We start from the raw sequence: 20,599 nt of genomic DNA on the forward strand, positions 1-20,599 counted from the left end.
CCAAACCCACACCCGAACCCGGACAGGCACCAGCACCGACCTCGCAGACCAAGACCGAGCCCGAACACGGCACCGGACCCGAACAGGACTTCGATCCGGGCTCCGGACCGGGCGGATGCTCCCGCCCTGAAGACGAGCACGCCCCCACGCCGACCACACCACCAGCAGCAGCGGCCGTACCGGTCGCGTCGATGCGCCTGGTGCACCCGGAGACGAATGAACCGTTGATCCCGGTGCGCTCGAACGTGATCGAAGATCCCATCCCGTTCTTAACCTGCCCGCCGCGGGAGGCCGCGGCGGGGAAGGCGCCTCATACAGCTGCCAGCTCGAAACCGGAAACGGCTTCGAGCCATTCCCCGTGTCCAGGACCAGAACAGCACACCCAAAGTGCCCCAAGTCTCTACAGCCGAGCGGCCCGAAACTCCACCCCCGGCCGTCCCGAACCGGCATCCCCTCACAGCCACCGAACCCACACCCACAGCCCCGCCACAGCCGCCGAACCGGCCTCGAGAGTCCCGCTCCTGCTCCCCACGACCGGCCTCCGTGGCCGACAGGGCACCCCCGGCCCCCACTCAGCTCCTCATCGCTGCTCGCCTGAAGCCCGCCCGAAGCGGGACCGAACTCCGGAGACCCCGCCTACCCGACTCCTGCCTCGTCATAGCTGCAGCCCTTGGCGCAGAGGAACCATCCACGCGCAGCATGCCGCCAATGCCGCAAGGGCCATTGCCGGGCTCCGTGAGCGCACTCCTCGGGCCTCGCGTACGAGACGCATCCTCGCGAGGATCCAGTCTCAGAACGGAACGGAACAGCTAGGTGAGCTGGAACGAGCGCTTGGCCAGGCCGAACCAGAAGCCGTCGATGACGGTCTCGGCCGGCTGTTCGGCCTCGGTGGCGGCACCGTAGGTGACGAACAGCGGGATGTAGTGGTCCACCGTCGGGTGCGCATACGGCAGCCCCGGGGCCTGCGAGCGGTAGCGGGCCAACGCGTCGATGTCGCCTCTCGCCAAGGACTCGGCGGCCCAGCGGTCGAAGTCGGACGACCAGCCCGGCACGCGCTCGGGGTGGTGGAAGTCGATGTACGGCAGCCCGTGGGTCATGAAGCCCGAACCGATGATGAGGTAGCCCTCCTCGCGCATCGGGCGCAGACGCCGGCCGATCTCCATGAGCCGGTCCGGGTCATGCGTGGGGATCGACAGCTGCAGCACGGGGACGTCGCCGTCTGGGTACATGACCTTGAGCGGCACCCAGGCACCGTGGTCGAGTCCCCGGCTCGGGTGCTGGTGGACCGGCTCGTCGTCAGGCATGGCGGCGGCGACGCGGGCTGCCATCGCCGTGGCTTCGGGGGTCTCGTACCGCTCCTGGAAGTACCGGGCAGGGAAGCCGCCGAAGTCGTAGACCAGCGGCGTCGCGGCCTCGGGGGAGGAGAGCATGAGCGGCGCCGACTCCCAGTGCGCCGAGACGATGAGGATGCCCTTGGGCGTGGGCATGCCCTGCGCCCATGTGAAGAGCTGATCGATCCATTCGGGCTCGTCGAACAGGTTCGGGGCCCCGTGGCTGAGGTACAGCGCCGGAAGCGGCCCGTCGTCGGATGTCCAGGCACGGCGGTCGGCCGTGCGTGGCGCGGTGGTCTGGAGGAACGCGTCGAACGCGGCGCCTGGTCGGGCGGTCATCAACACTCCTAAGTTATTGATTGTTCAACCAATTCTACGCTCAATCCTTGATGGATCAAGCAATGTAGTTAAGCTTGTCGCATGAGTGACGATGGACCCTGGCTCGACGATGAGGAGATGGAGGCGTGGATGGCGCTGGTCGGCGTCTTCACCAAGCTTCCTGCCGCACTCGACGAGCAACTGCGCCGCGACGCCAGGCTCAGCCACTTCGAGTACGGCGTGCTCGCCGCGCTGGAGCAGTCCGAGGGTCATACGAACCGCATGAGCGATCTCGCATTCCTGTGCAACGGTTCGCTCTCGCGCCTCTCGCACGTCGCCCGGAGGCTTGAGGACGCGGGCCTCATCGAGCGCTTCCCGAGCCCCACCGACGGCAGGGCCACGCTTGCCAGGATCACCGAACAGGGCGTACATCGTCTCGCCAAGGCGGCCCCCGGCCACGTCGAACTCGTCCGCCGGCTCGTGTTCGACGAGCTCGACGGGCAGGAGATCGCGCGGCTCCGCACGCTCTCGCGTCGTATCGTCGACCGCATCGAGGAGTCCTCACAATGACGAAGCGCCCGGGCAGTGCCCGGGCGCCCCGTCGAGCACGGAAACCAGAGGTGCTTAGGCGGCGACCCGGCCGGCCTTGAGGGCAGCGGCGGTGTTCACCACGCGCTCGGCCTGCGCGGTCGCGCCGGTGAGAACGACCTCTTCGATCGGGGTGCCCCAGCCGAAGTGCGCGGTGCCGTACGGCGAGGCGTTCGCGAAGGCGGCCTCGCCGACGTAGCCGCTGGAGACGATGACGCCGCCGAAGTGGTGGAACGAGTTGTACAGCGCCAGCAGCGTCGACTCGTTGCCGCCGTGCTTGCCGCTGGCCGCGGTGAAGCCCGAGTAGACCTTGTCGGCCAGCTTGCCCTGGAACCACAGTCCGCCGAGGGTGTCGATGAACTGCTTGAGCTGCGAGGAGACGTTGCCGAAGCGGGTCGGGCTGCCCATGACCACGGCGTCGGCCCAGTCGACGTCCTCGGGCGTGGCCTCGGCGATGTCGGCGCTGGCCTGGGCGTTCGCGGCCCACTGCTCGTTCGAGTCGATGGCCTCCTGCGGGGCCAGCTCGGCGACGCGGCGCAGGCGGACCTCGGCCCCGGCCTTCTCGGCGGCCTCGGCGATCTGGCGGGCGAGCTGGGTGACGTTGCCGGTCTGCGAGTAGTAGACGACTGCGACCTTGACGGGCTCTGCGGACATGTGTGTACCTCGTTCGATATTGGGGGCGGCGGTGCCGCGCAAACTTTGGTTCAGATTTGAACTACCTGATGACCCTAGCCCGAATCGCGCTCAAGTTCAAATTTGAATCTTTGTGGTTCTTGACACGACACAGCAGGTCACGGCCCATGTTACGAGAGTGTTTCGTTGCATCGAAAGTTGTAGGGTCGTATGATTGTCGGTTTCGTCACCCTGCTCGACGACTGCCGGCAATGGCTTGCTGATGTGCTCGGACAGTGAGTTCTCAACACAGCTGTACGCCTCGTGAGCACGTGTAACAGCAACTTAGGCCGACCTAAGTGAGAGTGCGGGAATAACGGAGCTCTAGACTGCTCACAAACGCTTGTGAAGATCTTCACAAGCGGGTGGCCCGTAACAATGATCACCGCCTCAAACGCCTGAGAGGACGCTTGTGACCACTCACGCAACCCCCGATGCCGACGCCATCGTCGTCGGCGCGGGACCCGGTGGTTCAGCCGCGGCCTACCACCTCGCCCGCCGCGGGCTCGACGTACTCCTGCTGGAGAAGTCCGACCTGCCCCGCGAGAAGGTCTGCGGCGACGGACTCACTCCCCGCGCCGTCGCCGGCCTGCTCAAGATGGGCGTCGACACCTCCGAAGAGGCCGGCTGGAAGCGCAACCGCGGCCTGCGGGTCGTCGCAGACGACGTCGCCCTCGAACTCGACTGGCCCGTCCTCGACAGCTTCCCCGGCTACGGTCTCACCCGCACGCGGTTCGACTTCGACCGGCTCCTGGCCGACCGCGCCGTCGCCGCCGGAGCCGAACTGAGGACCGGCGTGCAGGTCACCGCACCCGCCTTCGACCTCGCCGGCCGCGTCGCCGGGGTCACCGCCCGCGTCGAGGGCGGCACCGCCACCTACCGCGCGCCCCTGGTCGTCGCCGCCGACGGCGTCTCCGGGCGCCTCGCCCTCGCCCTCGGCATCAAGCGGAACCCCAAGCGGCCCATGGGCGTCGCCGTCCGTCAGTACTACAAGTCCGAGGCCAAGCACGACGACGACTACCTGGAATCGTGGCTGGCCCTGCGCACCGCCGACGAGCCCGACGTCCTCCAGCCCGGCTACGGGTGGATCTTCGGCCTCGGCGACGGCCGCGTCAACGTCGGCCTCGGCGTCCTCAACTCCTCGGCCGGCTACGGCAAGACGAACTACCGCACGCTCCTGCGCGACTGGCTCGCCAACACTCCCGAGGAATGGGGCCTGCGCGACGAGGACGCCGCCGACGGACCCGTGCGCGGCGCCGCGCTGCCCATGGGCTTCAACCGCGTCCCGCACTACAGCCGCGGCCTCATGCTCGTGGGCGACTCCGGCGGCATGGTCAACCCGTTCAACGGCGAGGGCATCGCCTACGCCCTCGAATCGGCCGAGATCGCCGCCGAGGTCGCCGCGAACGCGCTGCGACAGCCGACGACGCCCAGGCGCGAGGCCGAGCTCAAGCGCTACCCCGACCTGCTGAGCCGCCGGCTCGGCTCCTACTACCGCATGGGCGAGGTGTTCGTGCACCTCATCGGGAACCCGCAGATCATGCGGCTGTGCACCGAGAAGGGACTCCAGCACCCCGCACTCATGCGCTTCGTGCTGAAACTACTGGCGAATCTCACCGACGAGCCCGGCGGCGACCTCGCCGACCGGCTGATCAACGGGATGCGGATCGTCACGCCCCGACTGGGCCGGACCAATGTTCGGCTCGCAAGCTTCGCCGAAAGGAGGGCCTGAGCCGATGGAAGTCTACGTACCGGTCGTCATCATGTTCGCGATCGGACTCGGGTTCGGGATCGTGTCCGTGGTCGCCTCGCGCATCACCGGGCCCCGCAGGGTCAACCGGGCCAAGTCCGACCCGTACGAATGCGGCATCGAACCCGCCCCCGCCGCCACCGGGACCACCAGGTTCCCAGTGAAGTTCTACCTCACCGCGATGCTGTTCATCGTCTTCGACATCGAGATCATGTTCCTGGTGCCGTGGGCGGTCCACCACGACGTGCTCGGCGTCTTCGGGTTCTGGGCCGTCGCCATGTTCATCGGAGCGCTGTTCGTCGCCTACGCCTACGAGTGGCGCCGCGGCGGACTGGACTGGGATTAGCTAATGGGTATCGAAGAGAAACTGCCGCAAGGCATCATCCTGACCTCCGTCGAGGCCCTCGTGAACTGGACGAGGCGCGCCTCGATGTGGCCGGCCACGTTCGGCCTGGCCTGCTGCGCCATCGAGATGATGGCCACCGGCGCGGCCCGCTACGACACCGGCCGGTTCGGCATGGAGGTCTTCCGCGCCTCCCCGAGGCAGGCCGACCTCATGATCGTCGCCGGGAGGGTGAGCCAGAAGATGGCCCCCGTCCTGCGCCAGATCTACGACCAGATGCCCGAACCGAAATGGGTCCTGTCGATGGGCGTGTGCGCCACCTCGGGCGGCATGTTCAACAACTACGCGATCGTCCAGGGCGTCGACCACGTCGTGCCCGTGGACATGTACCTGCCCGGCTGCCCGCCCCGCCCCGAGATGCTCCTCGACGCGATCCTCAAGCTCCACGAGAAGGTCCAGCACGAGCCGCTCGGCGAGAAGCGCCGCCAGGCCCTCAAGGACCTGCCCGAACCGGCCGTCAAGCCCGGCGCGATGCCCTCCTCCTACCGCTTCGACAAGCAGCGCAAGAAGGAGTGGACCGAGGCGGTCGAGGACGGCGCCCAAGAGCAGCTGCGCATCAGGAAGGCGGTGGCCAAGCCGTGAGCGAAGGCGAAGTCCAACCCGTGGGCATGCAGCAGAAGGGCCTGTTCGGCGCGACCGACGCAGGCGACACCTCAGGATTCGGCGGCCTCGTGCGTGCCAACCCGACCGCCGGCGAGATCGTCTCCACCCCCGAGCCGCTCGGCGGCTACTTCGACGAGATCCTCGCCGCCCTCAGGGAACTGCTCGGCGACGACGTCGTCCGCGTCGTCGTCGTCGACCGCGGCGAGCTCACGATCCACATCGCGCCGGACCGGACCGCCGAGGTCTGCCAGACCATGCGCGACGACGAGAGCCTCCGCTTCGAGCTGTGCAGCTCCGTCTCCGGCGTCGACTACCCCGAGCAGGCCAACCGGCTCCACGTCGCCTACCACCTCACCTCGATGACCTACCGCAGGCGCGTGCGCCTGGAGACCTCGGTGTCCGCAGAGCACCCCGTGGTCACGAGCGTGACGAAGGTGTACCCGACGGCCGACTGGCAAGAACGCGAGGTCTACGACATGTTCGGCGTGGTCTTCGAGGGCCACCCGCACCTGACCCGCATCCTCATGCCCGACGACTGGGAGGGCCACCCCCAGCGCAGGGACTACCCGCTCGGCGGCATCGACGTCGAGTACAAAGGCGCGCATATTCCTCCGCCAGACGAAAGGAGGGCCTACCGGTGACCGCCACCGATCACACCGCCGAAGAGGTCTTCGACGCGTTCGCGCCCGAGAGGGACACCACCGAAGGACGCGTCTACACCGTCACCGGCGGCGACTGGGACGAACTCGTCGCAGCCGTCGACCCGGTCAACGACGAGCGCATCATCGTCAACCTCGGTCCCCAGCATCCGTCCACGCACGGCGTGCTCCGCCTGGTCTGCGAGATGGAGGGCGAGACCGTCCGCTCCATCAGGCCCGTCATCGGCTACCTGCACACCGGCATCGAGAAGAACCTCGAATACCGCACCTGGACGCAGGGCTGCACATTCGTCACCCGCGCCGACTACCTCGCGCCGATCTTCAACGAGACCGGCTACTGCCTCGGCGTCGAGAAGCTCCTCGACGTCACCGTCCCCGAGCGCGCGAACGTCATCCGCGTGATCATGATGGAGCTCAACCGGATCTCCTCCCACCTGGTGGCCCTGGCGACCACCGGCATGGAACTCGGCGCCCTGTCGATGATGATCTACGGCTTCCGCGACCGCGAGAAGATCCTCGACATCTTCGAGGCCGTCTCGGGCCTGCGCATGAACATGGCCTATGTCCGCCCCGGCGGCGTCGCCCAGGACATCCCCGACGACGCCCTCCGCATGATCCGCGACTTCGTCGACTACATGCCGCAGGGGCTCGACGACTACGAAGGCCTGCTCACCGGCAACGCCATCTGGCAGGAACGCACCCAGGGCGTCGCCTACCTCGACGTCTCGGGCTGCCTCGCCATCGGCGTCACCGGACCCGTCCTCCGCGCCGCCGGACTCGGATGGGACCTGCGCAAGACCATGCCGTACTGCGGCTACGAGGACTACGACTTCGAAGTCCCCACCCACAACGGCGCCGACGCCTGGGCGCGCTACCTGATCCGGCTCGAGGAGATCCGCGAGAGCCTCAAGATCATCGCCCAGGGCCTCGACAAGCTCGAACCCGGCCCGGTCATGGTCGAGGACAAGAAGATCGCCTGGCCCGCCCAGCTCGCCCTCGGCGCCGACGGCATGGGCAACAGCCTCAACCACATCCGGCACATCATGAGCCAGTCGATGGAGGCCCTCATCCACCACTTCAAGCTCGTCACCGAGGGCTTCCGGGTCCCGGCCGGGCAGGTCTACTCGGCCATCGAGGGCCCCCGAGGGGAACTGGGCTTCCACGTCGTCTCCGACGGCGGCACCCGGCCGTTCCGCGTCCACATGAGGGACCCGTCCTTCGTCAACCTCCAGGCGATCCCCGCCCTCGCCGAGGGCGGCCTGCTGGCCGACGTCATCGCGGGCGGCGCCTCGCTCGACCCCGTCATGGGAGGTTGCGACCGATGAGCTATCCCGACACGATCCGCGAACAGGCCGAGGCCGTCGTCGCCCGGTACCCGGAGGGCCGCTCGCGCTCGGCCCTGCTGCCGCTGCTGCACCTCGTGCAGTCGCACGACGGGTACGTCTCCGACGACGGCATCGCCTTCTGCGCAGACGTCCTCGGCCTCACCAAGGCACAGGTCCAGGCCGTCTCGACGTTCTACACCATGTACAAGCGCGAGCCCGCCGGCGACTGGCTCGTCAGCGTCTGCACCAACACCCTCTGCCAAGCCAAAGGCGGGCAGAAGATCTTCAACGCCCTGAGCGACGAGCTCGACGTCGGCCACGACGAGACCACCGCCGACGGCAAGGTCACGCTCGAACACGCCGAATGCCTCGCCGCGTGCGACTACGCGCCCGTCGTCACCGTCAACTACGAGTTCTTCGACGACATGGACGAGGCCGAAGCGCTCGACCTCGTCCGCCAGCTGCGCGAAGGCAAGCGCCCCATCCCGACCCGCGGCGCGCCGCTGTGCACGCTCCGCGAGATGTCGGTGCAGCTGGCCGGATTCGAGGAGGAGCGTCAGTCCGGGCTGGAAGGCAACGCCCAGGGCGACGCCACCCTCGCCGGGGCGCGACTCGCGGCCGAAGCGGGCATCACCGCGCCCGCCTTCGACCCGGGCGCACCGCTCGTCGAAAAAGAGGAAGCGAAGTGAGTCGAGTTACCGTGCCCGGACCAAGACGACCCCGCGAAGACGTCCTCAGCAAGCTCCAGCCCGTCGTCACCAAGCGCTGGCTTTCGCCCGGCGCCTGGAAGCTCGACGTGTACGAGCAGCTCGACGGCTACAAGGCCCTGCGCAAGGCCCTCGGCTACGCCCCGGCCGACCTGATCGCCTTCATGAAGGACTCCGGGCACCGCGGCCGCGGCGGCGCGGGCTTCCCCGTCGGCATGAAGTGGCAGTTCGTGCCCGACGACGGCAACGAGCACTACCTAGTGGTCAACGCCGACGAGGGCGAGCCTGGCACCTGCAAGGACCTGCCGCTCATGATGAACGACCCGCACGCGGTCATCGAGGGCATCGCCATCGCCTCCTACGCCATCAAGGCCGGCCGCGCGTTCGTGTACGTGCGCGGCGAGGCCGTCCACGCCGCCCGGCGCCTGCGCCAGGCGGTCAAGGAGGCGAAGGAGGCCGGCTACCTCGGCAAGGACATCCTCGGCTCCGGTTTCGACCTCGAAGTGGTGATCCACTCCGGAGCGGGCGCGTACATCTGCGGCGAGGAGACCGCCCTGCTCGACTCCCTCGAAGGGATGCGCGGCCAGCCGAGGCTGCGCCCGCCGTTCCCGGCGACGCACGGGCTCTACCAGAAGCCCACGTGCATCAACAACGTCGGCACCATCGCCGCCGTCCCGCACATCGTCCTCGGCGGCGCCGAATGGTGGAAGTCCATCGGCTCCGAGAATTCGGCGGGGACCATGATCTACTCGCTGTCGGGGCGCGTCAATCAGCCCGGCCAGTACGAGTGCTCCATGGGGACGACGCTCAACGAGCTCATCGAGCTGGCCGGCGGCATGGAGGACGGGCACGAGCTCAAGTTCTTCACCCCCGGCGGGTCGTCCACGCCGATGCTCACGGCCGAGCACGTGGACGTGCCGCTCGACTTCGACAACGTCGCGAAGGCCGGATCGATCCTCGGCACCACGGCGCTGATGATCTACTCCGACTCCGACTGCCCGGTCGTCGCCTGCTGGCGGTGGATCAAGTTCTACGCGCACGAGTCCTGCGGCAAATGCACCCCGTGCCGCGAGGGCAACTACTGGATGGTCCGCGTCTACGAGCGGATCCTCTCCGGCGAGGGCAAGCACGAGGACCTCAAGACGCTCAAGGACGCCTGCGGGAACCTGCTCGGCCGGGCCTTCTGCGGCCTCGGCGACGGCGCCACCTCCTGCGTCACCTCCAGCCTGAAGTTCTTCGAGCAGGACTACCTCGACTACATCGAGGGCAACAAGCAGCCTCTCTTCGACGCCGCTGAGATCGGAGCGCACTGACATGACCGAACAGGTGACGTTCACCATCGACGGCGTCGAGATCACCGTCCCCAAGGGCACGCTGCTCATCCGCGCCGCCGAGCAGCTCGGCATCGAGATCCCCCGCTTCTGCGACCATCCGCTGCTGGAGCCCGCCGGGGCCTGCCGCCAGTGCCTCGTCGAGGTTCCGGACATGGGCAACGGGCGCGGCATGCCCAAGCCCGCGGCCTCGTGCACCACCACCGCCATGGAGGGCATGGTCGTCAAGACCCAGTACTCCTCCGAGGTGGCGCAGAAGGCCCAGGAGGGGATCATGGAGTTCCTCCTGATCAACCACCCCCTGGACTGCCCCATCTGCGACAAGGGCGGCGAGTGCCCGCTCCAGAACCAGGCGATGAGCACCGGCCGCACCGAGACGCGTATGGAGGCCGCCGACAAGCGCACCTTCAAGAAGGCGCTGCCGATCTCCTCCCAGGTGCTCCTCGACCGCGAACGCTGCGTCCTGTGCGCCCGCTGCACCCGCTTCTCCGACCAGATCGCCGGCGACCCGTTCATCGAGCTCATGGAGCGCAGCGCGCTCGAACAGGTCGGCGTCTACGAGGACGAGCCGTTCGAGTCCTACTTCGCGGGCAACACCGTCCAGATCTGCCCGGTCGGCGCTCTGACGGGCACCCAGTACCGCTTCCGCTCGCGCCCGTTCGACCTCGTCTCCAGCCCGAGCGTGTGCGAGCACTGCTCGGCTGGCTGCTCGCAGCGCTCGGACCACCGGCGCGGCAAGGTCCTGCGCCGCCTCGCCGGAAACGACCCGGCGGTCAACGAGGAGTGGAACTGCGACAAGGGCCGCTGGGCCATGTCCTATGTCGACTCCGCTGACCGGATCACCAGGCCGCTCGTGCGCGAGGACGACGGAAGCCTGCGCGAGGCCTCCTGGCCCGAGGCGCTCCGCCGTGCGGCGAAGGGCCTCAAGGACGCCACCGGCGGCATCGGGGTCCTCCCCGGCGGCCGGCTCACCGTCGAGGACGCCTACGCCTACGCCAAGTTCGCGCGGATCGTTCTGGGCACCAACGACATCGACTTCCGCTCACGGCCGCACTCGACCGAGGAGTCCGAGTTCCTCGCCCACGCCGTCGCCGGGGTCTACCCGTCCAGCGGCGCGGTCACCTATGAGGACCTCGAGAACGCCCCGGCGGTGCTCGTAGCGGGGCTCGAAGTCGAGGAAGAGTGCCCGATCGCGTTCCTGCGCATGCGCAAGGCCGTGCGGGCGAAGGGCCAGCGCGTTCACGTGCTCGCCCCGTTCGCGACCCGCGGCACCCGCAAGCTCGACGCGAACCTCGTCGAAGGGCTCCCCGGCGAGGAGGCCGAGCTGCTCGAAGCGTGGCGCCACTCCGGGGTCGTCCACGACGCCCTGAACGAGTCCGGCGCCGTGATCCTCCTCGGCGAGCGCCTCGCCACCGTCGAGGGCGCCTTCTCGGCCGCCGTCAAGCTCGCGAACGCCACCGGGGCCCGCCTCGCGTGGGTCCCGAGGCGCGCGGGCGACCGCGGCGCGGTCGAGACCGGATGCCTTCCGAACCTTCTGCCCGGCGGCGGCCTGGCCGACTACGCGGCCGACCGCGAGCAGCTCGCCGAGTACTGGGGTGCCGAGGCTCCGCTCCCGGGCGCCGACGGCCGCCACGCCTGGCAGATCCTTCAGGCCGCCGCCGACGGCGAGCTCGACGGGCTCCTGGTCGGCGGCGTCGACCCGTACGACTTCGCGGGCGCGCCCGCCGTCGAGGCGGCCCTGTACGCCGCGAGGTTCGTGGTCTCCCTTGAGATCCGGCACTCGGCGGTCACGCGCGTCGCCGACGTGATCCTCCCGGTCGCGCCCGCCACGAACAAGGAGGGCGCCTACTTCGACTGGGAGGGGCGCCTGCGGACGTTCGAGACCGTCCTCGAATCGGACCTCATGAGCGACCACGCCGTCCTCGACGTCCTCGCTCAGGCCATGGGCCACGAGTTGGGCCTGGCCGAGACCAGGCGCGTCCGCGCCGAGCTGGCGGGACTGCCCGACCCGATCACCCGCCAGCCCGCCCCGGACTGGCAGCCCGACCGGCCCGCCACTACCAGCGGGGAGGGGAAGGCGGTCCTGGCGACGTGGCGGCAGCTGCTCGACGGCGGCTCGCTCCAGGAGAACAACCCGCACCTGGCCGGCTGCGCGCCGGACCCGGTGGTGCGGTTGTCGGCCGCCACCGCGAAGTCCATCGGCGCGGCCGAGGGCGGCGGCGTCACGGTCGCCACTTCGATCGGCGGGATCACCCTGCCGCTGAAGACCACGGACATGCCCGAAGGCGTGGTGTGGCTGCCGACGAACGCGCCGGGTCGCGGCATCTACCGGCATCTCGGCGCCGGCTCCGGCGACGTCGTCACCATCCGCGCCTATCCGAACGTGTCGGCCCCCGCCGTCGGCGCGGACGACCAGAAGGAGGCGGCCGAGCGATGAACGATCCGTTGTGGCTGATGCTGATCAAGGGCGTCGCCGTGTTCGTGGTGCTGGTGCTGCTGGTGCTGTTCACCATCTGGTTCGAACGCCGCGTCGTCGCGATCATGCAGGTGCGGCCGGGCCCGAACCGCAACGGGCCCTTCGGGCTCTTGCAGTCCCTCGCGGACGGCCTCAAGCTCGCGTTCAAAGAGGACATGATGCCGAGGACGGCCGACAAGGTCGTCTTCATCGCTGCGCCGCTCATCGCGGTGACGTGCGCGTTCACCGCGTTCGCGGTGATTCCGTTCGGCCCCGAGGTGTCGGTGTTCGGTCGCGAGACGTTGTTGCAGCTCACCGATTTCGAGGTGAGCGTGCTGCTGATCCTCGCCTGCTCGGCGCTGGGCGTGTACGGGATCGTCCTCGCCGGCTGGTCGTCGGGTTCGGCGTACGCGCTGCTCGGTTCGCTCCGTGCCGCCGCGCAGGTCATCTCGTACGAGATCGCGCTCGGACTGGCCGTGCTCGCGGTGTTCTTCCAGTCGCAGCTGCTGTCGACCGGCGGGATCGTCGAGGCGCAGGCCGAGGGCATCCCGCTCGTCGTCGGCAGCCTCGAACTGACGCTGCCGGGCTGGTACTTCCTCATCCTCGCCCCGAGCTTCGTCATCTTCGTCGTCGCGATGGTCGGTGAGACCAACCGGGCTCCGTTCGACCTGCCCGAGGCCGAGTCCGAGCTCGTCGCCGGTTTCGCCACCGAGTACTCCAGCCTGAAGTACGCGTCGTTCTTCCTCGCCGAGTACGTCAACATGGTCACGATGTCGGCCCTGTGCGTCACGCTGTTCCTCGGCGGCTGGGCAGCGCCGTTCCCCGCCTCGTGGTGGCCCGCCGCCAACGAGGGCTGGCTGCCGCTGGTGTGGTTCTTCGGGAAGGTCATGGCGTTCCTGTTCTTCTACGTGTGGCTGCGCGGCACTCTCCCGAGGTTCCGCTACGACCAGTTCATGCGCCTGGGCTGGAAGGTCCTCGTGCCGGTGAGCCTGGTGTGGATCATGGTCCTCGCGGCCATGAACATCGGCCTGGACTCGGGCAACGAGCTGCCGACGCGCATCGCCTTCACGGGCGGCGCGGCCATCGTCGTGATGGCCCTGATCTTCTTCTGGCCCACCAGGAAGCCCTACGAGCCCCCGGCAGAGCCGGACACCGGGCTCGGCGGTTTCCCGGTGCCGCCGATGGACCTTGCCGTCCCGCCCAACCCTCGCGGGCTCACCGAGCTCGAGACCCGAGAACCCGCGACCGCCGGCGCCGCCGACGACGGCACCCCGGGCCGCGAACGCGAGCCCTTCAGCGGCAACCCAGCTTCGCCCGAAGCGAAGGAGGATTAGTCATGTCCGGTACCGCCAAAGGCTTCGGCGTCACCTTCTCGCACATGTTCAAACCGAAGGTGACGGTCAAGTACCCCGAGGAGCCGCCGAAGGTCCAGGCGCGCTACCACGGCCGGCACGTCCTCAACCGCCACCCCGACGGCCTGGAGAAGTGCATCGGCTGCGAGCTGTGCGCCTGGGCGTGCCCGGCCGACGCGATCTACGTCGAGGGCGCCGAGAACACCGAGTCCGAGCGCTACTCGCCCGGCGAGCGGTATGCGAAGACCTACCAGATCAACTACGCCCGCTGCATCTTCTGCGGTCTGTGCATCGAGGCCTGCCCGACCCGTTCGCTCACCATGAGCAACGAGTACGAGCTCGCCCGCGACGACCGCCGCGACCTCATCTTCACCAAGGAGGAGCTCCTGGCCCCGCTCAACGAGGGCATGGAGCAGCCGCCGCACCCGATGCGACTGGGCGAGACGGAGAAGGACTACTACGCTTCCGGCCCGGACAATCCCGGTCCCAGCGCCGGAGCCGAGTTCTCCCTCACCGAGATGCTCGCGCACAAGGAGAGGAGCCAGCAGTGATCGTCGACCTGGCCCAGTCCGTATCGACCGGCGAGTCCGTCGCGTTCTGGATCCTCGCGCCGCTCGCGCTCGGCGGGGCCATCGGCCTCGTCCTCGCCCGCTCGGCCATTCACGCGGCGCTCATGCTGGCGCTCACCATGATGTGCCTGGCGGTCTTCTACATCATGCAGTCGGCGCCGTTCCTCGGCTTCGTGCAGATCATGGTGTACACCGGCGCGATCATGATGCTGTTCCTGTTCGTGCTCATGCTGTTCGGGCGGGATTCGCGCGACTCGATGTTCGAGACCCTGCGCGGGCAGCGGTTCTTCGCCGTCTGCCTCGGCATCGGCCTGGCCGCCCTCCTCGCTTCGGGGCTCGCCCACGCCGTCACCGGTCTGACGATCGCCGACGGTCCGCCGACGGTCGCCGGAGCCGGAGGCGAGTCGAACGTCGCCGCGATCGCCGAATCCTTGTTCACCTCCTACCTCTTCCCGTTCGAGGTGGTCTCCGGGCTCCTCACCGTCGCCGCGGTCGGCGCGCTCATGTTCGCGCACGTCGCCCGCAAGGGCGAGGCGCGGGGCCAGAAGCAGGCCAGCCGCGAGCGGTTCGCGCCCGGCAGCTACCCGGGGCCGAGGCCCGGTCCCGGCGTGTTCGCCACCTCCGACTCGACCGCCACGCCCGCGCTGCTGCCCGACGGGTCCGTCGAGCAGCAGAGCCTGTCCGAATACGTTCCGCAGAGGCAGCTCACCCCCGCCGAAGCGGCTCCGAAGCACACCGAGGGGAGGGACGAGCGATGAGCCCCGAGTACTACCTCATCCTCGCCGCCGCGCTGTTCAGCATCGGCACCGTCGGTGTCCTGGTGCGGCGCAACGCCATCGTCGTGTTCATGTGCGTCGAGCTCATGCTCAACGCCGGGAACCTGACGCTGGTCACCTTCGCCCGCACCACCGGGACCATCGACGGCCAGGTCATGGCGTTCTTCGTCATGGCCGTCGCCGCCGCCGAAGTCGTCATCGGGCTCGCCATCATCATGGCGATCTTCCGCTCCCGACGCTCGGCCTCGGTCGACGACGCCAACCTCCTGAAGGCCTAGTGAGGACTCAGTGGACGAAATGACGTATGCGCCCGCCACCGGGCTGCTCTCCTGGACGTGGCTGCTCATAGCCCTGCCCGCGATCGGCGCCGCGGTCCTGCTCCTGACCGGCCGCCGCGCCGACAAGTGGGGCCACTGGATCGGCGTCGCCACCGTCGGCGCCGCGTTCGCGCTCGCCCTGGGCATGTTCGCGACGCTCGGAGGCCTGGAGGACAAGAGCGCCGCCACCGACCTGTTCACCTTCATCGCGGTCGGCGACCTCGAGATCAGGGCGAGCCTCCTGCTCGACCCGCTCTCGGCCGTGTTCTGCCTGCTCATCACCGGCGTCGGTTTCCTCATCCACGTCTACGCCGTCGGCTACATGGCCCACGACGAAGGACGCCGCAGATTCTTCGGCTACTTCAACCTGTTCGTCGCCGCGATGCTCATCCTCGTGCTCGGCGGCAACTACTTCATGACGTTCATCGGCTGGGAGGGCGTGGGCCTGGCCTCATACCTGCTCATCGCGTTCTGGCAGGTGAAACCCGCCGCCGCGACCGCCGGCAAGAAGGCGTTCCTGACCAACCGCGTCGCCGACGTCGGATTCCTTCTGGCCATGTTCCTCATGGTCGGTGCGGTCGGCAGCCTCGACTTCGCCGCCGTGTTCAATGGAGCGGCGGACCTGTCCGACGGCATGAGCCTCGCGATCGGCCTGCTCCTGCTCGCCGCCGCCTGCGGCAAGTCCGGCCAGTGGCCGTTCCAGACGTGGCTCCCCGACGCCATGGAGGGCCCCACGCCCGTCTCGGCGCTCATCCACGCCGCGACCATGGTCACCGCCGGGGTCTACCTCATCGCTCGCTCGCACGTCATCTTCGAGCTCAACTCGACCGTGCAGACCGCCGTCGTCTTCGTCGGCGCGCTCACACTCCTGTTCGGCGCGATCGTCGGCTGCGCCAAGGACGACATCAAACGCGTCCTCGCCTGGTCCACGGTCTCCCAGATCGGGTACATGTTCCTCGCCGTCGGCCTCGGCGGCGCCGCGTTCGCGCTCGGCATCATCCACCTGCTCGCCCACGGCTTCTTCAAGGCCGGGCTGTTCCTCGGCTCCGGCTCGGTCATGCACGCCATGAACGACCAGACCGACATCCGCCGCTTCGGCGGGCTGTGGCGCGTCATGCCGATCACCTACGCCACCTTCGCCGCCGGATGGCTCGCCATCATCGGCATCATCCCGTTCAGCGGCTACTTCACCAAGGACCCGATCATCGCCGCCGCGTTCGCCCGGCCCGGCTGGGAAGGCTGGGCAGCCGGAGGCGCCGCGCTCCTCGGCGCCGCGCTCACCGCGTTCTACATGACCCGGCTGTTCGTCCTCACCTTCCACGGCCCCAAGCGGTGGACCGACGACGTCCACCCGCACGAGAGCCCGGCGATCATGACCGGCCCGCTCATCCTGCTCGGCCTCGGCTCGCTCGTGGCCGGCGGCCTCATGGCCACGCCCGTCGTCGAATGGCTGATGCCGGTCTTCGGCGACCAGCCCGAACCGCACGGCCACCTGACGCACATGCAGGTCACCGTCGCGACCACCGCCGTGGTCGTCCTCGGGGCCGCCCTCGCCTGGATGCTGTTCAGGCGCGGCACCGACGAAGCACCGCGCGCCGCAGCCTGGCCGGTGCGCCTCGCCCGCGCCGACCTCGGCGGCGAGGTCGTCAACCGCGGCCTGTTCGAAGCGCCGGGCCGCTTCGCCGCCAACGCCTCGGTCGCGATCGACTCCCGCGGCGTCGACGGCGCCGTCAACGGCCTGTCCGCGGCGATCGGCGGCTCCTCGCGGCGCCTGCTCCAGCTCCAGACCGGCTTCGTCCGCTCCTACGCCCTGTCCATATTGTCCGGCGCCGTCATCGTGGTGGCCGCGCTCATGGTGGTGGTTTTCCAATGAACGAGCTCCCATTGCTGTCGGCCCTGGTAGCCGTGCCCCTGATCGGCGCGATCATCGTCGCCTCGGTGCGGCGCGAGCAGGCCGACGTAGCGAAATGGACGGCGTTGGGCTTCTCCGGCGCGGTCGCGGTCATCACCGCGGTCGTGGCGCTGAACTTCGACTACGGCTCAGGCGCCGCCTGGCTCCAGCTCACCGAGTCCTACACGTGGATCGGCGCTTGGGACCTCAACCTGTCCTGGGGCGTCGACGGGATCGCGCTCCTGCTGGTCGTCCTGACCGCCGGGCTCACCCCGATCGCGATCCTCGCCGCCTGGAGGGACCTCGACTCGGTCCAGCGCTCGGTGCCGACGTTCTTCGCGCTCATCCTCGCGCTCGAAGCGGCCATGCTGGCGACCTTCCTGGCCTCCAACGTGCTGCTGTTCTACTTCTTCTTCGAAGCGATGCTCGTGCCGATGTACTTCCTCATCGGCTCCTACGGCACCGGAACCCGCCGCCAGTACGCCGCCGTGAAATTCTTCCTGTACTCGCTGCTCGGCGGCCTGCTCATGCTCGTCGCCGTCATCGGCCTGTGGGTGACCAACGGCGGCGTGTTCGACTGGCAGACCCTCGTCGCCGCCGAGCCGATGGAAGCGGGAGGACTCCAGAACTGGCTGTTCCTCGGCTTCTTCATAGCCTTCGCGATCAAGGCGCCGTTCTTCCCGTTCCACACCTGGCTGCCCGACGCGGGCGGCGCCGCACCGGCCGCGATCGCCGCGCTCCTGGTCGGCGTCATGGACAAGATCGGCACGTTCGCGATCCTGCGCTACGCCATCCCGCTGTTCCCCGACGCGACGCAGACCTTCGCGCCGTGGATCATCGCGATGAGCGTCATCGGCGTCATCTACGCCGCACTCGTCGCCATCGGCCAGACCGACCTCAAACGCCTCGTCGCCTACACCTCGATCGCCCACTTCGGCTTCATCGGCGTCGGCATCTTCGCGTTCACCCAGTCCTCGGCGACCGGCGCGGTCCTCTACATGTTCAACCACGGCCTCGCGACCGGCCTGCTGTTCATCGTCGTCGGCATGCTCGCGCTGCGCCGCGGCTCCTCGTCCATCGCCGACTACGGGGGAGCGGGCAAGACGCTCCCGCTGCTCGCCGGCATCTTCCTGTTCGCCGGCCTCGCGTCGCTGTCTCTGCCCGGGACCGCGCCGTTCATCTCGGAGTTCCTCGTCCTGCTGGGCACCTTCTCGGTGAACGAACCGGTCGCGGTGGTCGCCACGCTCGGCATCATCCTCGCCGCCGCCTACGTCCTGTGGATGTACCAGCGGACCATGCAGGGCACCAGGAACCCCGAACTCGACGACGTGCCCGCCATGAAGCGCGACCTGACGCTGCGCGAGAAGGCACTCGTCGCGCCGCTGGTGATCGCGATCATCGGATTCGGGTTCTACCCGCAGCCGCTGATCGACACCATCGAACCGGCCGTGGGCAACACCCTCCAGTTCGTCCAAGACGCGCCCGTCGAAGCACCTGCCGCCGGAGAGACCAATGAGTGAGATGCAAATCGACTGGGCAGGCCTGTCGCCCATGATCATCGTCTTCGGGGCGGCCTTCCTCGGCCTCGCATTGGAGGCGGCCGTGCCCAAGCGGCGGCGCCTGCCGATCCAAGTGTCGCTGGCGGTCGCGGCCCTGGCCGCCGCGTTCATCGCCGTCGTGCTCAACAAGGGCAAGAGCGCCACCGCCTTCGCGCTCGGCGAGAGCGCCATCGGCTCGGTGTCCCTCGACGGGCCCGGACTGTTCCTCCAAGGGACCATCGCGATCCTCGCGCTCGTGGCCGTGCTGCTCCTCGCCGAGCAGCGCACCACCACCGGAGGCGACTTCGTCTCCGAGGCCGCCGTCGTCGCCGACTCTCGGGCCGACATCGCTCAACGGCGCGACCCCGGCGCCACCGAGGTCTTCCCGCTGGCGCTGTTCGCGATCGGCGGCATGATGATGTTCGTCGTCGCCGGCGACCTGCTCACCATGTTCGTCGCCCTGGAGATGCTCAGCCTCCCGCTGTACCTCCTGTGCGGGCTCGCCAAACGCCGCCGCCTCATCTCCCAGGAAGCGGCCCTCAAGTACTTCCTGCTGGGCGCCTTCTCCTCGGCGTTCTTCGTGTACGGAATGGCGATGCTCTACGGCTTCGCAGGCACCATCGACCTCGCCGGGATCAACGAGGCGGGCGTCAGCTCCAACGAGCCGAGAGTCCTGCTCTACATCGGCGTCGGCATGATCGCCGTCGCACTCCTGTTCAAGGCTGCCGCCGTCCCGTTCCACATGTGGACCCCCGACGTCTACACCGGAGCCCCGACCCCGGTGACGGCCCTCATGGCCGGCTGCGTCAAGGTCGCCGCCTTCGGCGGACTCCTGCGGGTCTTCAACGTCGGCCTGGAATCCTCGGCGTGGGACTGGCACGCGATCCTCATGATCATCGCGATCGCCACGATGCTCGGCGGCGCGATCTTCGCGGTCACGCAGCGGAACATCAAGCGCCTGCTGGCCTACAGCTCCATCGCCAACGCCGGGTACCTGCTCATCGGCGTGATCGCCCTCGGCGACGCCGTCGGCCAGACCATGTTCTATCTGGCCGCATACGGCTTCACCGTGATCGCCGCATTCGCCGTCGTCAGCCTCGTGCGCGACGGCGACGACGAGGCCACCGACCTGTCGCGCTGGGCCGGACTGGGCAAGAACTCGCCGGGCACGGCCGGGATCTTCACGGTGCTCATGCTGGCGCTGGCGGGGATCCCGTTCACCAGCGGCTTCACCGCGAAGTTCAGCCTGTTCAGCGCGGGCCTCGAAGCCGGCGAGGTGGGCCTGGTCGTGGTCGGCGTCGTCTCCTCGGCGATCCTGGCGTTCCCGTACCTGCGCGTCGTGGTCCTCCTGTGGCTCAACGAGCCCGCACCGGATGCCCCGACGGTGAACCTGCCGAGCCCGATGGCCGGCACGGTCGTCGCCGCCGGAGTGATGGCCACGGTCGTTCTTGGAGTGGCCCCCGGCTACCTGCTCGACATCGTCGACAAGGCCAGCATCTTCCTAGGCAGCTGACAAAGCGTCTCCAAGCCGCGGGGAGCCAAGGGCTCCCCGCGGCTTTGCGCTGTCTCCTCAGCCGTCGCAGTCGCGTTGGCAGTCGAACCAGACGCGGGTGGCGGCTTGCTTGAGTTTGAGTGTGTTGTCGTCTTCGAGTGTCCAGGTTTGGTGTTTGGGATTGCAGATCCACAGGTCGGGTTCGCCGGTGATGAGGCCGGTCATGTAGCCGATGAGGTCGGGTTCGGTGTCGTTGAGGGTGACCCAAAGGCGTGGGGCGTCGGTGTGGGTGCCGAAGGCGATCTGTCGTCCGGCGATGGTGGTTTCGCCGAGGATGGTCATGCGTTCGGGGTCGATGGTGTGCGCCGTGGCGGCGGGGATCGGGAGCGTGTTCAATGCCCGTTGGTAGCGGGCGCGGATCTGATGCGGGGCGTAGCGCGAGAGGCTCATGCGGCGCCACCGCCGCTGACCGTCTGGGCCTGGGGACGGCCTGTGATGCCCGTTGGCAGCGGTATGACGAGG

Annotated in this window: 19 protein-coding genes; 16 read left to right on the top strand and 3 right to left on the bottom strand. The window is 68.6% G+C overall.

The features are described from left to right. Positions 1–809: 809 nt before the first annotated feature. The gene (locus tag L0U85_RS18490; protein WP_241379237.1) at positions 810–1,670 is read right to left on the bottom strand and encodes a dioxygenase; all 861 of its coding nucleotides are present in this window, start codon (positions 1,668–1,670) and stop codon (positions 810–812) included. Positions 1,671–1,751: 81 nt separating this feature from the next. Here L0U85_RS18490 and L0U85_RS18495 point away from each other — a divergent pair, with 81 nt between their 5' ends. Next, complete coding sequence (locus tag L0U85_RS18495; protein ID WP_241379238.1) at positions 1,752–2,219, top strand: MarR family transcriptional regulator; 468 nt, start codon at positions 1,752–1,754, stop codon at positions 2,217–2,219. Positions 2,220–2,273: 54 nt separating this feature from the next. Here L0U85_RS18495 and wrbA read toward each other — a convergent pair whose 3' ends face one another. Beyond that, the gene (wrbA, locus tag L0U85_RS18500; RefSeq protein WP_241379239.1) at positions 2,274–2,891 is read right to left on the bottom strand and encodes an NAD(P)H:quinone oxidoreductase; all 618 of its coding nucleotides are present in this window, start codon (positions 2,889–2,891) and stop codon (positions 2,274–2,276) included. Between the two features lie 430 nt (positions 2,892–3,321). Here wrbA and L0U85_RS18505 point away from each other — a divergent pair, with 430 nt between their 5' ends. From L0U85_RS18505 to nuoN, 15 genes are read left to right on the top strand one after another with little or no spacing between them, the layout of a single operon-like run. Continuing rightward, the gene (locus L0U85_RS18505) at positions 3,322–4,641 is read left to right on the top strand and encodes a geranylgeranyl reductase family protein (protein WP_241379240.1); all 1,320 of its coding nucleotides are present in this window, start codon (positions 3,322–3,324) and stop codon (positions 4,639–4,641) included. 4 nt (positions 4,642–4,645) lie between these two features. Then, entirely contained in the window at positions 4,646–5,005 is a 360-nt protein-coding gene (locus L0U85_RS18510; RefSeq protein WP_241379241.1) for an NADH-quinone oxidoreductase subunit A, read from the top strand. Positions 5,006–5,008: 3 nt separating this feature from the next. Next, positions 5,009–5,644 (top strand): NADH-quinone oxidoreductase subunit B family protein, encoded by a 636-nt coding sequence (locus tag L0U85_RS18515; protein WP_347177486.1) that lies wholly within the window; start codon positions 5,009–5,011, stop codon positions 5,642–5,644. A 26-nt stretch (positions 5,645–5,670) separates the two neighbouring features. After that, positions 5,671–6,306 carry an NADH-quinone oxidoreductase subunit C gene (locus L0U85_RS18520; protein ID WP_277606033.1) on the top strand — a complete coding sequence of 212 codons (636 nt, stop codon included), beginning with the start codon at positions 5,671–5,673 and terminating at the stop codon, positions 6,304–6,306. Further along, positions 6,303–7,649 (top strand): NADH-quinone oxidoreductase subunit D, encoded by a 1,347-nt coding sequence (locus L0U85_RS18525; RefSeq protein WP_241379243.1) that lies wholly within the window; start codon positions 6,303–6,305, stop codon positions 7,647–7,649. Before L0U85_RS18520 ends, L0U85_RS18525 begins: the two co-directional genes overlap by 4 nt. Further along, entirely contained in the window at positions 7,646–8,338 is a 693-nt protein-coding gene (nuoE, locus tag L0U85_RS18530) for an NADH-quinone oxidoreductase subunit NuoE (protein ID WP_241379244.1), read from the top strand. The genes L0U85_RS18525 and nuoE overlap by 4 nt, the downstream gene beginning before the upstream one ends. Next, the gene (gene nuoF / locus L0U85_RS18535; RefSeq protein ID WP_241379245.1) at positions 8,335–9,669 is read left to right on the top strand and encodes an NADH-quinone oxidoreductase subunit NuoF; all 1,335 of its coding nucleotides are present in this window, start codon (positions 8,335–8,337) and stop codon (positions 9,667–9,669) included. The genes nuoE and nuoF overlap by 4 nt, the downstream gene beginning before the upstream one ends. Before the next feature lies 1 nt (position 9,670). Then, positions 9,671–12,124, top strand: coding sequence for an NADH-quinone oxidoreductase subunit G (locus L0U85_RS18540; protein ID WP_241379246.1), 2,454 nt, complete (start codon positions 9,671–9,673; stop codon positions 12,122–12,124). Next, on the top strand, positions 12,121–13,476 hold the full coding sequence (gene nuoH, locus L0U85_RS18545) for an NADH-quinone oxidoreductase subunit NuoH (protein ID WP_241379247.1): 1,356 nt from the start codon (positions 12,121–12,123) through the stop codon (positions 13,474–13,476). Before L0U85_RS18540 ends, nuoH begins: the two co-directional genes overlap by 4 nt. Positions 13,477–13,478: 2 nt before the next feature. Continuing rightward, entirely contained in the window at positions 13,479–14,045 is a 567-nt protein-coding gene (gene nuoI, locus L0U85_RS18550; RefSeq protein WP_241379248.1) for an NADH-quinone oxidoreductase subunit NuoI, read from the top strand. Next, positions 14,042–14,821: an NADH-quinone oxidoreductase subunit J gene (locus tag L0U85_RS18555; protein ID WP_241379249.1), complete on the top strand. Its 780-nt coding sequence runs from the start codon at positions 14,042–14,044 to the stop codon at positions 14,819–14,821. Before nuoI ends, L0U85_RS18555 begins: the two co-directional genes overlap by 4 nt. Next, on the top strand, positions 14,818–15,117 hold the full coding sequence (nuoK, locus tag L0U85_RS18560) for an NADH-quinone oxidoreductase subunit NuoK (protein ID WP_241379250.1): 300 nt from the start codon (positions 14,818–14,820) through the stop codon (positions 15,115–15,117). The genes L0U85_RS18555 and nuoK overlap by 4 nt, the downstream gene beginning before the upstream one ends. A 19-nt stretch (positions 15,118–15,136) precedes the next feature. Further along, positions 15,137–17,029, top strand: a complete 1,893-nt coding sequence (gene nuoL, locus L0U85_RS18565; protein ID WP_241379251.1) for an NADH-quinone oxidoreductase subunit L — start codon at positions 15,137–15,139, stop codon at positions 17,027–17,029. Beyond that, a complete protein-coding gene (locus tag L0U85_RS18570) occupies positions 17,026–18,567 on the top strand; it encodes an NADH-quinone oxidoreductase subunit M (RefSeq protein WP_241379252.1) in 1,542 nt (513 codons plus the stop codon). Before nuoL ends, L0U85_RS18570 begins: the two co-directional genes overlap by 4 nt. Next, entirely contained in the window at positions 18,560–20,098 is a 1,539-nt protein-coding gene (nuoN, locus tag L0U85_RS18575) for an NADH-quinone oxidoreductase subunit NuoN (RefSeq protein WP_241379253.1), read from the top strand. Before L0U85_RS18570 ends, nuoN begins: the two co-directional genes overlap by 8 nt. Positions 20,099–20,155: 57 nt before the next feature. Here the strand turns inward: nuoN and L0U85_RS18580 are convergent, their stop codons facing one another. Then, positions 20,156–20,527, bottom strand: coding sequence for a hypothetical protein (locus L0U85_RS18580; RefSeq protein WP_241379254.1), 372 nt, complete (start codon positions 20,525–20,527; stop codon positions 20,156–20,158). Positions 20,528–20,599: the final 72 nt, after the last annotated feature.

This window comes from Glycomyces sp. L485 (assembly GCF_022548875.1).
In the GTDB taxonomy this organism is placed as follows: Bacteria; Actinomycetota; Actinomycetes; order Mycobacteriales; family Micromonosporaceae; genus Glycomyces.